General features: G+C 67.7%; 15 protein-coding genes. 10 read left to right on the top strand and 5 right to left on the bottom strand.

Going from position 1 to position 13,335, the window contains the following annotated elements; all coding sequences use genetic code 11:
* Window positions 1-90 precede the first annotated feature (90 nt).
* Genes ispH through rnhA form a run of 3 tightly spaced genes read left to right on the top strand, consistent with a single transcriptional unit; the run spans window position 91 to window position 2,436 of the window.
* Window positions 91-1,041, top strand: coding sequence for a 4-hydroxy-3-methylbut-2-enyl diphosphate reductase (gene ispH, locus ACP15H_RS20355; protein ID WP_425067969.1), 951 nt, complete (start codon window positions 91-93; stop codon window positions 1,039-1,041).
* Window position 1,042: 1 nt separating this feature from the next.
* On the top strand, window positions 1,043-1,993 hold the full coding sequence (locus tag ACP15H_RS20360; RefSeq protein ID WP_425067970.1) for a homoserine kinase: 951 nt from the start codon (window positions 1,043-1,045) through the stop codon (window positions 1,991-1,993).
* Window positions 1,990-2,436: a ribonuclease HI gene (rnhA, locus tag ACP15H_RS20365; protein ID WP_425067971.1), complete on the top strand. Its 447-nt coding sequence runs from the start codon at window positions 1,990-1,992 to the stop codon at window positions 2,434-2,436. Before ACP15H_RS20360 ends, rnhA begins: the two co-directional genes overlap by 4 nt.
* Window positions 2,437-2,446: 10 nt before the next feature.
* Here the strand turns inward: rnhA and ACP15H_RS20370 are convergent, their stop codons facing one another.
* Together ACP15H_RS20370 and ACP15H_RS20375 are read right to left on the bottom strand one after the other, a co-directional pair.
* A complete protein-coding gene (locus tag ACP15H_RS20370; RefSeq protein ID WP_425067972.1) occupies window positions 2,447-3,094 on the bottom strand; it encodes a hypothetical protein in 648 nt (215 codons plus the stop codon).
* Window positions 3,095-3,128: 34 nt separating this feature from the next.
* Entirely contained in the window at window positions 3,129-3,983 is an 855-nt protein-coding gene (locus ACP15H_RS20375; protein WP_425067973.1) for a tetratricopeptide repeat protein, read from the bottom strand.
* A 36-nt stretch (window positions 3,984-4,019) separates the two neighbouring features.
* Between ACP15H_RS20375 and ACP15H_RS20380 the strand changes: the two genes are divergently transcribed.
* Window positions 4,020-4,895, top strand: coding sequence for an SDR family oxidoreductase (locus tag ACP15H_RS20380; RefSeq protein ID WP_425067974.1), 876 nt, complete (start codon window positions 4,020-4,022; stop codon window positions 4,893-4,895).
* Between the two features lie 90 nt (window positions 4,896-4,985).
* Here ACP15H_RS20380 and ACP15H_RS20385 read toward each other — a convergent pair whose 3' ends face one another.
* Complete coding sequence (locus ACP15H_RS20385; RefSeq protein ID WP_425067975.1) at window positions 4,986-5,732, bottom strand: alpha/beta fold hydrolase; 747 nt, start codon at window positions 5,730-5,732, stop codon at window positions 4,986-4,988.
* Window positions 5,733-5,791: 59 nt separating this feature from the next.
* Here ACP15H_RS20385 and ACP15H_RS20390 point away from each other — a divergent pair, with 59 nt between their 5' ends.
* The 3 genes from ACP15H_RS20390 to infC all read left to right on the top strand — a co-directional run bounded on the left by ACP15H_RS20390 (window position 5,792) and on the right by infC (window position 9,663).
* Window positions 5,792-6,928: a glycosyltransferase gene (locus ACP15H_RS20390; RefSeq protein ID WP_425067976.1), complete on the top strand. Its 1,137-nt coding sequence runs from the start codon at window positions 5,792-5,794 to the stop codon at window positions 6,926-6,928.
* A gap of 196 nt (window positions 6,929-7,124) precedes the next feature.
* Window positions 7,125-9,068 carry a threonine--tRNA ligase gene (thrS, locus tag ACP15H_RS20395; protein ID WP_425067977.1) on the top strand — a complete coding sequence of 648 codons (1,944 nt, stop codon included), beginning with the start codon at window positions 7,125-7,127 and terminating at the stop codon, window positions 9,066-9,068.
* Between the two features lie 58 nt (window positions 9,069-9,126).
* Window positions 9,127-9,663: a translation initiation factor IF-3 gene (gene infC / locus ACP15H_RS20400; protein ID WP_425069936.1), complete on the top strand. Its 537-nt coding sequence runs from the start codon at window positions 9,127-9,129 to the stop codon at window positions 9,661-9,663.
* A gap of 31 nt (window positions 9,664-9,694) precedes the next feature.
* Here infC and ACP15H_RS20405 read toward each other — a convergent pair whose 3' ends face one another.
* Complete coding sequence (locus ACP15H_RS20405; RefSeq protein ID WP_425067978.1) at window positions 9,695-10,567, bottom strand: hypothetical protein; 873 nt, start codon at window positions 10,565-10,567, stop codon at window positions 9,695-9,697.
* 50 nt (window positions 10,568-10,617) lie between these two features.
* On the opposite strand from ACP15H_RS20405, the gene ACP15H_RS20410 reads away from it, so the two are divergent.
* Window positions 10,618-11,634: a hypothetical protein gene (locus tag ACP15H_RS20410; RefSeq protein WP_425067979.1), complete on the top strand. Its 1,017-nt coding sequence runs from the start codon at window positions 10,618-10,620 to the stop codon at window positions 11,632-11,634.
* 147 nt (window positions 11,635-11,781) lie between these two features.
* Here ACP15H_RS20410 and ACP15H_RS20415 read toward each other — a convergent pair whose 3' ends face one another.
* Complete coding sequence (locus ACP15H_RS20415; RefSeq protein ID WP_425067980.1) at window positions 11,782-12,540, bottom strand: SDR family NAD(P)-dependent oxidoreductase; 759 nt, start codon at window positions 12,538-12,540, stop codon at window positions 11,782-11,784.
* A gap of 204 nt (window positions 12,541-12,744) precedes the next feature.
* Between ACP15H_RS20415 and rpmI the strand changes: the two genes are divergently transcribed.
* Both rpmI and rplT read left to right on the top strand, forming a co-directional pair.
* Window positions 12,745-12,948: a 50S ribosomal protein L35 gene (gene rpmI / locus ACP15H_RS20420; protein ID WP_304856837.1), complete on the top strand. Its 204-nt coding sequence runs from the start codon at window positions 12,745-12,747 to the stop codon at window positions 12,946-12,948.
* A 3-nt stretch (window positions 12,949-12,951) separates the two neighbouring features.
* Window positions 12,952-13,308 (top strand): 50S ribosomal protein L20, encoded by a 357-nt coding sequence (gene rplT, locus ACP15H_RS20425; RefSeq protein ID WP_425067981.1) that lies wholly within the window; start codon window positions 12,952-12,954, stop codon window positions 13,306-13,308.
* Window positions 13,309-13,335: the final 27 nt, after the last annotated feature.

Consider the following 13,335-nt stretch of genomic DNA (forward strand, 5'->3'; position numbering starts at 1 on the left):
GGTGCCGCGCCAATCCGTACCGCGCGGACTCTAGGCAATGGTCCGCAGGCCCGCAAGCGAACGGGCCGGCATAGTGTCGAACGAATTTTCATGGTCACCCAGAAGAAGCCGCTCACGATCCTGCTCGCCAGTCCGCGCGGCTTTTGCGCCGGCGTCGACCGTGCCATCCAGATCGTCGAGCGCGCCCTGAAGCGCTACGGCCGGCCGGTCTATGTCCGCCACGAGATCGTGCACAATCGCTTCGTGGTCGAAAACCTCGAGGCCCAGGGCGCGATCTTCGTCGACGAGCTCGACGAGGTGCCGGACGATCGGCCCGTCGTCTTTTCCGCGCACGGCGTGCCGAAATCCGTCCCGGCCGAGGCCGGGCGGCGCAACCTGCTCTATGTCGACGCGACCTGTCCTTTGGTCTCGAAGGTCCATCGCGAAGCCGAACGCCACAGCGAGTCGGGACGCACGGTCGTGCTGATCGGCCATGCCGGTCATCCCGAGGTGATCGGCACGATGGGCCAGCTTCCCGACGGCGCGGTGATCCTGGTCGAGGATGCCGCGCAGGCGGAGACGGTCGAGGTGCCCGACCCGGAGAACCTGGCCTACGCCACACAGACGACCCTGTCGGTCGACGATACGACCGGGATCGTCGCGGTGCTGCGCCGGCGCTTTCCGGCGATCCAGGGACCGAAGATGGAAGACATCTGCTACGCGACCACCAACCGCCAGGCGGCGGTCAAGGCGATCGCCGGCCGCTGCGACGCGCTGGTGGTGATCGGCGCGCCCAACTCGTCGAACTCGATGCGGCTGGTCGAGGTCGCGGCCAACTACGGCTGCGCCAAGTCGCGCCTGGTCCAGCGCGCCGCCGACATGGACTGGGACTGGCTGGGCGATGCGGGCCGCCTCGGCATCACGGCCGGCGCCTCGGCGCCCGAACTGCTGGTCGATGAGCTGATCGAGGCCTGCCGCGCGCGCTACGACGTCACCGTCGAGGAAGTGCGCACGACCGAGGAAAGCGTCGTCTTCAAGCTGCCGCGCGCGCTGGTGGCCTGACGTGGCGGTCTACACGGAAGTCGGCGACACCGAGCTCGAAGCCTTTCTCGCCGAATACGACATCGGCCGGGCGGAATCCTTCAAGGGAATCGCCGAGGGCGTCGAGAATTCCAACTTTCTCCTGACCACGACGAAGGGCCAGTACATCGTCACGCTCTACGAGAAGCGTGTCGATCCCAGGGATCTCCCCTTCTTCCTCGGCCTGATGGATCACCTGGCGGCCCGCGGCATCACCTGCCCGCAGCCGATCCATGGGCGCGACGGCAACGCCCTGCGCTCGCTGGCCGGCAAGCCGGCGGCGATCACCAGCTTCCTTCATGGCATGTGGCCGAGGCGCACGACGGTCGCCCACTGCGCACCGGTCGGCGAGGCGCTGGCCAGCCTGCATCTCGCCGGCCAGGACTTCGCGCTCAGGCGACCCAATGCGCTGTCGGTGGCGGGCTGGCGGCCGCTCTGGGAAGGCTGCCGTCGCGAGATCGACGCGCCGCTCGACCATGAGCTGGGTGCCGAGATCGAGTTCTTCGAAGCGAACTGGCCGCGCGACCTGCCGGCCGGCGTGATCCACGCCGACCTGTTCAACGACAATGTCTTCTTCCTGCAGGACAGGCTCTCGGGCCTGATCGACTTCTATTTCGCCTGCAACGACCTGCTGGCCTACGACGTCGCGATCTGCCTGAACGCCTGGTGCTTCGAGATCGACAATTCGTTCAACGCCACCAAGGCCCGCAACCTGCTGCAGGGCTATGAGCGCGTGCGTAAACTCAGCGCCGACGAGAAGCAGGCGCTGCCGCTGCTGGCGCGCGGCGCGGCGCTGCGCTTCCTGCTGACCCGTCTCTACGACTGGGTGCACACGCCGCCCAATGCGCTGGTGAAGCGCAAGGACCCGCAGGAATATCTCGCCAAGCTGCGCTTCCATCGCGGCGTCACCTCTCTTTCGGATTACGGATTGTGAACGAAGCCGCGAAGGTCGAAATCTTCACCGACGGCGCCTGCAGCGGAAACCCCGGCCCGGGCGGCTGGGGCACCATCCTGCGCATGGGCGACAAGGAACGCGAACTGTCCGGCGGCGACCGCGCCACGACCAACAACCGCATGGAGCTGATGGCGGCGATCCAGGGGCTCGAGGCGCTGAAGCGGCCCTGCCATGTCCGCCTCTTCACCGACAGCACCTATGTGAAGGACGGCGTCACCAAGTGGATCCACGGCTGGAAGAAGAATGGCTGGCGGACGTCCGACAAGAAGCCGGTGAAGAACGTCGAGCTCTGGCAGCGCCTCGACGCGGCCCGTGCCGCCCATCAGGTCGAATGGCACTGGGTGAAGGGCCATAGCGGCCATCCCGAGAACGAACGCGCCGACGCGCTCGCCCGCGCGGCGATCTCGGCGCTCAGATCATAGAGCGCGGAGATCAGCTCCGCTTCGGCTGCGGCGGGACGGGCTTCTTTTCGCCCTGCTTGTCCATCACGAGGTCGAAGCCCTCGCGCGTGCCGTCGCAGGGATTGTCGCCCTCGGCCAGACGCCAGACCTGCGACTTGCCCGAGCGGCGGAAGGTGAGCAGCCCTCCCACCTTGCAGGGCGTGCCCTTCTCGACCTTGGCGACGCGGAAGGCGACTTCGCCGCGAACCTGAACCACGCCGGCCGCGATGCGCTCGACGACGCCGTCGATGGACACCCAGTCGCCCTCGGTGCCAGGCGCGACGCTGTCGAGGCGGCCCTTCACGGTCCAGAGGTTGCCCTGTCGGGTCACCGTCAGCTCGCCGGGCTTGGCGCCCTTGATCTTGGCATAGCGGCCCCAGGTGATCTTGCGCGCCTCCGCGAAGAGCTGCGCCTCGGCGTCGGAATCCACGACGGTCCGTTCGACCTTGGCCGGCGCCGCCGGCAGGGGCGACGAGAGATTGGACGGCGAGGCGCCCCGTTCGACGACCGGTGCGCGCTCCGGCGGCGGCGCCGGATAATAGGAGGAAGGCGGCTGCGGCGCGGCGGCCGGCTGGGCGAAGGCCGGCGCAGCAACTACCAGGGCACCGAGGAGGGCGATCGACGAGAGGGCTTTGTTCATTTGCATGAGTTTTACCTGAGCGGCTTGCACGAGGCTATCGCTTCCCGCCGGCCGGCGGGGTCGTGGGAGCGGCAGGCGACGGTGCACCTGCATTGGCGAGACCGGCGGTGGCCCGGCGCGCGGCGGCCGAGCCGGCCGGCGCCCGCTGCAGCACCCGGTTGAAGTCGGCGTTGGCGGCATCGCGCGACCCGCGGGCGAGATTGGCGAAGCCGCGCTCGAGCAGGGCCTCGGAATGGTCCGGCGCGATCGACAGGGCCCGGTTGAGATCGACCAGGGCGCGGCCGGGGTCGCCGGCATTGCGCCAGGCCGCGGCGCGCAGCACCAGCACCTCGACATCGTCCTGGCGCAGGCGGAGGGCCCGGTCGAAGTCGGAGATGGCGCGCGGCCAGGACTGCATCGCGGCGTAGGACAGGCCGCGATCGACCCAGAGGTCGGGATCGTCGGTCTTGAGTTCGAGCGCCCGGCTCTGCGCCGCGGCGGCCTTGTCGGCGGCGCCGGCCTCCATCCAGGCCTGTCCGGCCTGAACGTACAGTTCGGCCCGCAGGCCCGGCCGGTCCTGGCCCATGTCGCGGGCAATGGCCTCGAACTGCGCGGCGGACTGGGCGTACTTGCCCGACTGGAACATGGCCAGGGCGACGCAGTGGCGGGCCCCCATGCCGCCGCCTTCGGCGATCCATTTCTCGGCCGCCGGCAGTGCGCGCAGCGGCTCCATGCGGGCAAGCCGCATGCAGTCGTTGTAGCGCTGAACGTGATCGGGGCGCACTTCCAGCGCCGGCGGACCGGGCAAGGACTTGGGCGGGCCCGGGATGACGGGAATGGGCTGGGCGAGAGACGGCGACGCGGCGAGGAGGCCGAGCAGCAGCCACAGTGGCTTGCGGCGAAACAACATGGTTGAAAAGAACCGTGCCACGGCGTTCCTGACAAGATGACAAGACGACTTTTCATTTTCGGCCTGGGCTTCAGCGGCCTTGAAATTGCCAAGCTTGCGAGGGCGGACGGCTGGGCGGTGGCCGGGACCTGCACCACCGAAGACAAGGCACGCAGGCTGCGCGAAGAGGGCATCGAGGCGCACAGGTTCGACGGCACCGCGGCGCTGCCGACGGAGGCCTTCGGCGAGGCGACCCATATCGTCTGCACGATCGCGCCGGGCGTCGAGGGCGATCCGGCGCTGCGCACCTGCCGCGCGCTGCTCGGGCGGGCGCGCTGGCTGGGCTATCTCTCGACCACCGGCGTCTATGGCGATCACGAGGGCGGCTGGGTCGACGAGACGACAGACCCCCTTCCCACGCAGCCGCGCAGCCGACAGCGGCTCGCCGCCGAACAGGGCTGGCGCGAAGTCGCCTCCGCGACCGGCGCGTCCCTCCACATCCTGCGGCTGCCCGGCATCTACGGCCCCGGCCGCAGCACCCTCGACCGCGTGCGAGACGGCACGGCCCGGCGCATCGACAAGCCGGGCCAGGTCTTCTCGCGCATCCATGTCGAGGATCTCGCCGCCAGCGCGCTGAAGGCCACGGAGCGCGCCGCCGGAACGGAGATCTGGAACGTGGCCGACGACCTGCCGGCCTCGAACGCCGACGTCATCGCCTATGCCTGCGCGCTGCTGGGACGACCGGTGCCGCCGGCCATTCCGTGGGAAGAAGCGGCACCCGCGATGTCGGCGATGGCCCGCTCCTTCTATTCGGAGAGCCGCCGCGTGAAGAACGACAAGCTCAAGCGCGAGCTGGGCATCGCGCTGCGCCATCCGACCTATCGCGAAGGGCTGAAGGCGATCGCGGCGGCGGAAGGCGCTCACGGCTCATAGGAGCGCGCAACTCCGTTGCGCTCATAACCTTGCTCAACGACGAAGCTCGAGCGCCACGGGAGTGGCGCGCTCCTATGAAGCAGCTTTGTCTTAACCCACCAGCTCCTCAACCGTGGCGATCAGGCGGGCGATGTCGGCGGGGGTGCTGAGGCGATGGTCGCCGCCCTTGATGAAGGTGGTGACGACCTCGGGCGCTTCGAGATGCCTGGCGATCTGCAGCGAGTATTCCCACGGCACGTCGGGGTCGCTCTGGCCATGCAGCAGCCGCACCGGACAGGGCAGCGCCAGCGGCTTGTCGAGCAGCAGGTGATGGCGTCCCTCCTCGATCAGCTTCCAGGTGAAGACCGACGGCTCGGGCGAATATTGCGACGGGCGCTCGAGCCGACCGTCACGCTCCAGGGTCGCGCGGTCCTCGGGTGAGAGACCTTTCAGCAACATGCACTCGGTGAAGTCGGGCGCCGCCGCGATCAGCACGAGGCCGGCCAGCCGCTCCGGCCGCGCACGCGCCGCCAGCAGCGACAGCCAGCCGCCCATGCTCGATCCGACCAGCACCAGCCGGCCCGTGGTCAGGCGGTCGATGGCGGCGAGCGAATCGTCGAGCCAGCGGCCGATCGTGCCGTCCTCGAAACGGCCCGACGACTGGCCATGGCCGAGATAGTCGAACCGCAGGAAGGCGCGGCCGGTCTTTTCGGCCCAGGCTTCGAGCGCCATCGCCTTGGTACCGGTCATGTCGGATCGAAAGCCGCCCAGGAAGACGACGGTCGGCCCGCTTCCGTCCGTCGTTGCATAAGCGATGGTGTTGCCGTCGTCGCGCTGCAGTCGCTCGACCCTACCCACGTTGCGCCTCCCGTGTTACCTGCTGCCGCCCTTCAATCCTGTAGCCAAAAGCCACGCCCGTGTCCGCGCCCACCCTGCTTCAGATCGTTCCGACCCTGGCCGGCGGCGGCGTGGCGCGCGCCACGCTCGAGGCCGCGCAGGCCGTCATCGCGGCCGGCGGCTCGGCGATCGTGGCGTCGCCCGGCGGCAGCCTCGTTCCCGACCTGCTGAGACTGCGCGCGAGCCATATCGACCTTCCCGCCCCGTCTCACGCGCTGTGGGGACGCTTGACCCTGCCCGGCAAGCTCGTCTCGAGCCTGCGCGACGCGAAGGTCGACGTCATCCAGGCGCGCTCGCCCGCTTCGGGCTGGGTCGCGCGCGCGCTGGCGCGGCGGCTCGGGGTCAAGTGGATCGCGACCCTTCACCGGCCGTTCCTCGCGTCCGGTCTCGCAGGCCGTCTGGTCGAGGGACGCCAGTCGCGCGCCGATGCGGTGATCGCCGTCTCGCAGCACGTCGCGCGAGATGCCCTGGAAAGGTTCCCGGCCCTCCAGGATCGTCTGGAGATCATTCCTCCCGGCATCAACTTCGACCGCTTCGATCCGGCGATCGTGCGCGCCGACCGCCTGATCCGCCTGGCGGGCGAGTTGCGCGTGCCCGACGGCAGCCATCTCGTTCTCTGCCCCGGCCGCTTCGGCGAGGACAATGGCCAGAAGATCCTGGTCGAGGCGATCCGGCGACTGGAGCGCGACGACGTATTCTGCCTGCTGCTGGGCTCGACGGGCGCCACGACGCCGTTCGAGAAGGAACTCGAACGCACGATCGAGGCTGCGCAGCTCAACGGCCGCGTCCAGATCGGCCCCTATGTCGACGACATGCCGGCCGCCTACATGCTGGCCGACGTCGTGGTTTCGACCGGCGGTGCGCGGCAGGGCTTCAGCCGCGCCCTGGTCGAAGCGCAGGCGATGGGACGGCCGGTCGTCGCCGAGGATGGCGGCGGCGCGGCCGAGACGCTTCGACCCGACGGCGTGACCGGCTGGCTGGCCCCGGCCGGCGATCCTGCCGCGATGGCCGAAGCCCTGCAGGCTGCCCTGTCGCTTTCAGTGGAGCGCCGCGCCGAACTCGCGCGAACCGCGCAGGAGCATGCGCGCGGCACCTACAGCCTGGCACAGTCGAACCAGCAGCTTCTGGCCCTCTATCATCGTCTGGCCGTGCGCTGACCTTGACTCGCGGGGGCCCGGCAACTATCTCCGGGCTTATGGAACGTCGGTTTTTCACCGCTCCTGCCGTTATCACCACCGTCCGAACTTGAATCGGCCGGGCGCGCGCACTCGTGCGGCTTCCCGGCCTGCCGCTGCCGACCCTGTTGAGTCGGCGGATGGATTGCGTTCGGAACTTCGTTAGCTGGTGACTCAAATGATCAATATTTCCCTGCCGGACGGTTCGGTCCGGTCCTTCGACAAGCCGGTCAGCGGCGCCGAGATCGCGGCCTCGATCGGTCCCGGCCTCGCCAAGGCGGCCCTCGCGCTCCGCGTCGACGGCAAGATGGTCGACCTCGCGCATGTCGTCGATCGTGACGCCAAAATCGGCATCGTGACGTCGCGCGACCCCGATGCGCTCGAGCTGCTGCGCCACGATGCGGCGCATGTGCTGGCGCAGGCGGTCCAGGAGCTCTTTCCCGGTACGCAGATCACGTTCGGCCCGTCGACGGAGGACGGCTTCTATTACGACTTCGTCCGCGACCAGCCCTTCTCGCCCGACGACTTCGCCAAGATCGAGCAGCGCATGGGCGAGATCGTCGACCGCGACCTGCCCATCGAGCGCTCGGTGTGGGACCGCGCGCAGATCAAGGACTATTTCGTCCAGCACGGCGAGAAGTTCAAAGCCGAGTGGGCCGACGAACTGCCGAAGGACGAGGAGATCTCGGTCTACAAGCAGGGCGACTGGCTCGACATGTGCCTGGGGCCGCACCTGCCCTCGACGGGCAAGCTCGGCAAGGCCTTCAAGCTCACGAAGGTGTCGGGCGCCTATTGGCGCGGCGACAAGAACAACGCCCAGCTCCAGCGCGTCTACGGAACGGTCTTCTTCTCCGACAAGGACCTGAAGGCCTACCTGCACCGCATCGAGGAGGCCGAGAAGCGCGACCATCGCCGTCTCGGCCGCGAGATGGGCCTCTTCCACCAGCAGGAAGAAGCCGCGGGCATGGTGTTCTGGCACCCCAAGGGCTGGACGTTCTGGCGCACGCTGGAAAGCTACATACGGCGCAAGCTGGATGCCGGCGGCTATCAGGAAGTGAAGACGCCGCAGCTGGTCGATCGCAAGCTGTGGGAGGCCTCGGGCCACTGGGAGAAGTTCCGCGAGAACATGTATCTCAGCGAGAACGAGGAAGGCCTGCGCGAATTCCTGGCCGACGACGACAAGCGCATCTTTGCGCTGAAGCCGATGAACTGCCCCTGCCACGTGCAGATCTTCAACCAGGGGCTTCGCAGCTATCGCGAGCTGCCACTGCGCATGGCCGAGTTCGGCTCGTGCCATCGCTTCGAGCCGTCGGGCGCGCTGCACGGCATCATGCGCGTGCGCAACTTCACGCAGGACGATGCCCACATTTTCTGCACCGAGGAGCAGATCGAGAGCGAGACGATCCGCTTCTGCGAGCTGCTGGGCTCGATCTACAAGGACCTGGGCTTCCCGGACTATTTCGTGAAGTTCTCGGACCGTCCGCCGGTGCGCGCCGGCTCGGACGCGGTGTGGGACCAGGCCGAGGGCGCCCTCAAGGCGGCGTCCAAGGCGGCCGGGCTCGACCTCGTGCTCAATCCCGGCGAAGGCGCCTTCTACGGTCCCAAGCTGGAATTCGTGCTGCGCGACGCGATCGGCCGCGACTGGCAGTGCGGCACGCTGCAGGTCGATTTCGTGCTGCCCGAGCGGCTCGACGCGGCCTATGTGGCCGAGGACGGGTCGCGCAAGCGGCCGGTCATGCTGCACCGCGCCATCTTCGGCAGCTTCGAGCGCATCATCGGAATCCTGATCGAGAACTATGCCGGCCGTTTCCCGCTCTGGCTGGCGCCGACACAAGCGGTGGTGGTCACGGTCGTCAACGATGCCGATGGCTATGCCGAAGAGGTCGCTTCTGCCCTGCGCGCCGCCGGCATGCGGGTCGATACCGACCTGCGCAACGAGAAGATCAACTACAAGGTCCGCGAACATTCGCTGGCCCACGTGCCGCTGATCCTCGCGGTCGGCCGGCGCGACATGGAAGCAAGGACGGTGGCGATCCGCCGCCTGGGCTCCGAAAAGCAGGAGGTCCTTGAACTCGGGGCCGCCGTCACTACACTTTCAACCGAGGCTCGGCCGCCCTTCTAGGGCGGCCGGTCCCCGGACCCGCCCCTAAATCGGGGCTTCAACAGAGGAGAAGGAAGCCATAGCAAGACCTGCCCAACAGACTGCGCCCACCCGCGAGGGTCCGCGCGTCAATGCCGAAATCCGAGCCGCGCAAGTCCGTCTCATCGACGAGAACGGCGAGATGGTCGGCGTGCTGAGCACGCGCGAGGCCATCGAGATGGCCGAAGAGGCCAGTCTCGACCTGATCGAGATTTCGCCGAATGCCGTACCGCCCGTCGCCAAGATTTCCGACTACGGCAAGTACAAGTACGAGGCCCAGAAGAAGGCCCACGAGGCGCGCAAGCATCAGAAGGTCATCGAGGTCAAAGAGATCAAGATGCGCCCGAACATCGATGATCACGATTACGAAGTGAAGATGCGCGCCATGAAGCGTTTCATCGAGGAAGGCGACAAGGTGAAGGTCACCCTGCGCTTCCGCGGACGCGAGATGGTCCACGCCGATCTCGGCATGCAGGTTCTGAACCGCGTGCGCGGCGAGATGGACGAACATACCAAGATCGAGTCGATGCCGCGCATGGAAGGCCGGCAGATGATCATGGTCCTGGCGCCCAAGTGACGCCAGGCAGGTAGCGCCGGCAGGCGGCCCCTTATTTCTTCGGGGGCCGCTGGCGCAGTGTCACCGTGCCGGTGGCACGCACTTCGTCGGGGTCGAACCGTCCCGTGGTTGCGATCTCGTCCGGCCAGCTCACGCTGTAGACGGTCTCGCCGGCGAACGACATGGGCCCTTCTGCCTTCGCCGACTGCCAGTAGTTGCATCGCACCGCGTCGGCGGGGTCGATCTGCTGGGCGAGGCAGAACTGATGCAACACGTAGGGAATGAAGCGGGCGCGACCGCCCTCCGGCGCCGTCGCGACGTTGAGGCCGAACGAGGTCGGCTGTCGGTTGCAGCGGGCGATTGCCACGATGTCCGACGTGCCCGGCGTGCGCATCTGCAGACTCTGGAGTTCGGCCCGCAAGGCTTCGAAAGCGCGCGTTCGCGTGGCGTCGGCAAAGCTGGCGGCAATCAGGGCCGCCTCGTACCGGCCGATGGCCTCGGCGACCGGTCCTTCCGGATAACCGGCGCGCACGAGATCGCGGGACCACGACAGTGTTTCGAGCGACCGCACGACCATTTCGCCCGTGAGCCCCGAACTCTCGCCCCAGTCGCCCAGTACATTGGCGGGCGTCCAGCAGTATTTCAGCAGGTTGTAGCCACCGGCCTCGACCGGCAGCGCGCGCGTCTTCAGAACACCGATCGATTGCGCGACCACCGTCTTCATCAGCAGGTACTGCACCCCCGGAGTGTCCCGCACCTTTTCGGAACTGGAGAGAGCCGTCAGCGGCGTCGCGGCGGCCTGCGCGTTCGCGGGCGGGGCCGCCGGCGCATCCAGCCGAAGGGCGGACACGGGCGGCGCCGGCAACTGGGCCTGCGCCGGCAGCGCAGCCAACAGCCCCAGGAGAATGAACGCTGTGGTTTTCATCGTGCCGGGATCCCTAGGGAGGTCGGGGCGGAGAATGCTAGCCTTCGCCCGTGAGACAACGCATCAGCCCCCTCATCGTTGCGGCATTCTACGCGCTCGCCGTTCCCGCAAACGCGCAGACGGCCTCCCAGGCTCCGGGTCAGGCCCCCTCGGCAGGCGACGCCGCCCGCCTCCTCGCCGACTTCCAGAATTTCGGACCGCACCGCGCCTTCGTCGTGTCGCCCGACGGGCGGGCAAGCTGGTGGGCGGGCGTCAGCGGCCCTGATCCTGCTCCCGCCATCAGCGCGGCCCTGAAGCGCTGTCGGGAGCGCACCCAGCAGGACTGCAAGCTCCACATCGTCAACAACTACACGGTCACCGGACATGACTGGCGCGAACTCGTCCCGGCGCGCTCGGCGGGTGCGGTCGATATCGGGCGTCTGCGGCCGCAACCCTACTGGTCGATGCGGGGGCCCCAGCTCGCCAACGGACTGATCGTGTGGAGCCACGGCTACATGGCCGGCAAGAACTCGACCGAAAGTGCGCCACAGACCTGGGTCGGTCAGTTCACCCACCTCGGGTACGATCTCTACCGCTTCGATCGCGAGTGGATCGCCGACTGGGCGAGCGACGCCACGGCGCTGGCCGATGCCGTCGCCAAAGCGAAGGCGATGGGTTACCGGCGCGTCATTCTCGCCGGCCAGTCGGCGGGCGCCTGGGTGTCGCTGGCGGCGCTGCAGCGCGGTGCCGCGGCCGACGGCGTGATCTCGATCGCCGCCGCGCATCACGGAACGGTCGAGACGATGCGCGATCCGACGCGGGCGCGCTCGGAATGGCAGCACGTGCTGGAGGGAATCCGGCGAGGTCCGCGCCTGATCGTGGTGAACTTCGCAGGCGATGAGTACGATGTCGGCGGCCGCATGGACGACGCGCGATCGATCCTCGCCCGAAACGGCGTCGAGGCCGAGATCATCGACGCGCCCGAAGGCTTCAAGGGCCATGGCGCCGCCGATTCCACCTTCTCGCGCAAGTTCGGCGCCTGCTTCGCGGCTTTCATCGAGTCAGGGAAGAAGCAGCCTCCTTGCTGAGAGCGAAGGCTGCCGAATGAGCAAAGGTCCCTCGCTTCGCTCGGGATGACAGTGCTTTTTGAACGGGCGCACCGCGCAAATCCCATCAACAATTGTCATCCGAACGAAGTGAGGGACCCTTCGCTTTCGCCCGAACCGATCCCTGACTTACGGCATGTACGCGCCACCGTTGACGTGCAGAACCTGGCCGGTCGTGGCGTCGGACTCGTCGGAGGCGAGGAAGACGGCGGTGCGCGCGATCTGCTCGGGGGTCAGCAGCTTGCCGCCCAGCGGGATGTTGGCGCGCGCCATCTCGACCAGCTCGGCGTCCGTGTTGCCATAGCGCGGCTGGGCGGTGTCGGTGGTGCCGGGGGCGATCGCGTTGACGCGGATGCCGTGCGGCGCCAGTTCGAGGGCCATCGCCCGCGTCATCGAGACAATGCCGCCCTTGCTGGCGCTGTAGTGGACACCGCGCACGGCGCCCCGGATCGCCTGCGAGGAGAGGTTGATGATCGAACCGCCCTTCCGTCCGGCGGCGATCAGGGCCTTGGCGACCGCGATGGTGGCGAAGCAGCCGGCCTTGAGGTTGATGTCCATGAGATAGTCCCAGTCGCTCTCCTGCATCTCGAGCAGGGGCACGCGCGGATAGACGCCGGCATTGTTCACCAGGATGTCGGGCGGCCCCAGCACCTTGACCGTTTCCGCGACCATTGCCTCGATCTCGGACACCTTGGAGACGTCGGTCCTCAGCAGGTAGGCCTGCCGGCCGACCTGGGCGATGTCGCGCGCCACCGCCTCGGCGCCCGGCCGGTCGTCGAGCCAGCTCACGGCCACGTTGGCCCCCTCGCCCGCCAGCGCCCGCGCGATCGCCGCCCCGATGCCCTGCTGGGCCCCCGTCACCAAAGCCACCTTGCCTGCCAGTTTCATGCGAAAATCCCCGTCAGAAGGCCATTTGGCCCGGTCCCGGCGTGCTTGCACGTATTGGGCCGCCTCTGTATAAGCCGCGTTCCTTCGAGTGGCTTGGCCAATAAGGGCATTGCCTCGGCTGCTTTGTAAGGACTTTCCGGCCGTCTGTTCACGCAGGGGGCCGGGACCGGCGCGCAAGCGCTAACCCTTTGAAAAGGAACAAAAATGCCCAAGATGAAGACCAAGAGCGCGGCCAAGAAGCGTTTTCGCTTCACGGCCTCGGGCAAAGCAAAGCATGGGGTCGTGGGCAAGCGCCACGGCATGAGCAAGCGCGGTAACCGCTTCCTCCGTCAGGCGACCGGCATGGCCATCGTGTCCGATCCCGACACCCGCATCCTGAAGCGCAACTTCTTCCCGTACGAGAGGTAGACCATGGCACGCGTAAAGCGGGGCGTGGCTGCACACGCTCGTCACAAGAAGGTCCTGAAGCTCGCCAAGGGCTATCGCGGCCGCTCCAATGCGGCGTTCCGCGTCGCCATCGAGAAGGTCGAGAAGGGCCTTCAGTATGCCTATCGCGACCGCCGCAACAAGAAGCGCGCGTTCCGTGGCCTCTGGATCCAGCGCATCAACGCTGCGACCCGCGAGCATGGCATGACCTATTCGCAGTTCATGAACGGCATCATCAAGGCCGGGATCGAGATGGACCGCAAGGTCATGGCCGATCTCGCGACCCGTGAGCCGGCAGCGTTCAAGGCTTTGGTCGAACAGGCCCAGGCCGCCCTCAAGTAGTCTTTCGCGCGTCACGCGCGGCAGATA

It is taken from the genome of Reyranella sp., assembly GCF_965249915.1.
Taxonomy (GTDB): Bacteria; Pseudomonadota; Alphaproteobacteria; order Reyranellales; family Reyranellaceae; genus Reyranella.

Excerpts from the sequence above, each read along its gene's own strand:
- rplT (WP_425067981.1), top strand. The coding sequence starts at position 12,952 with ATGGCACGCGTAAAGCGGGGCGTGGCTGCACACGCTCGTCACAAGAAG.
- ACP15H_RS20370 (WP_425067972.1), bottom strand. The coding sequence starts at position 3,094 with ATGAACAAAGCCCTCTCGTCGATCGCCCTCCTCGGTGCCCTGGTAGTT.
- ACP15H_RS20405 (WP_425067978.1), bottom strand. The coding sequence starts at position 10,567 with ATGAAAACCACAGCGTTCATTCTCCTGGGGCTGTTGGCTGCGCTGCCG.
- thrS (WP_425067977.1), top strand. The coding sequence starts at position 7,125 with ATGATCAATATTTCCCTGCCGGACGGTTCGGTCCGGTCCTTCGACAAG.
- ACP15H_RS20380 (WP_425067974.1), top strand. The coding sequence starts at position 4,020 with ATGACAAGACGACTTTTCATTTTCGGCCTGGGCTTCAGCGGCCTTGAA.
- ispH (WP_425067969.1), top strand. The coding sequence starts at position 91 with ATGGTCACCCAGAAGAAGCCGCTCACGATCCTGCTCGCCAGTCCGCGC.
- rpmI (WP_304856837.1), top strand. The coding sequence starts at position 12,745 with ATGCCCAAGATGAAGACCAAGAGCGCGGCCAAGAAGCGTTTTCGCTTC.
- ACP15H_RS20415 (WP_425067980.1), bottom strand. The coding sequence starts at position 12,540 with ATGAAACTGGCAGGCAAGGTGGCTTTGGTGACGGGGGCCCAGCAGGGC.
- ACP15H_RS20375 (WP_425067973.1), bottom strand. The coding sequence starts at position 3,983 with ATGTTGTTTCGCCGCAAGCCACTGTGGCTGCTGCTCGGCCTCCTCGCC.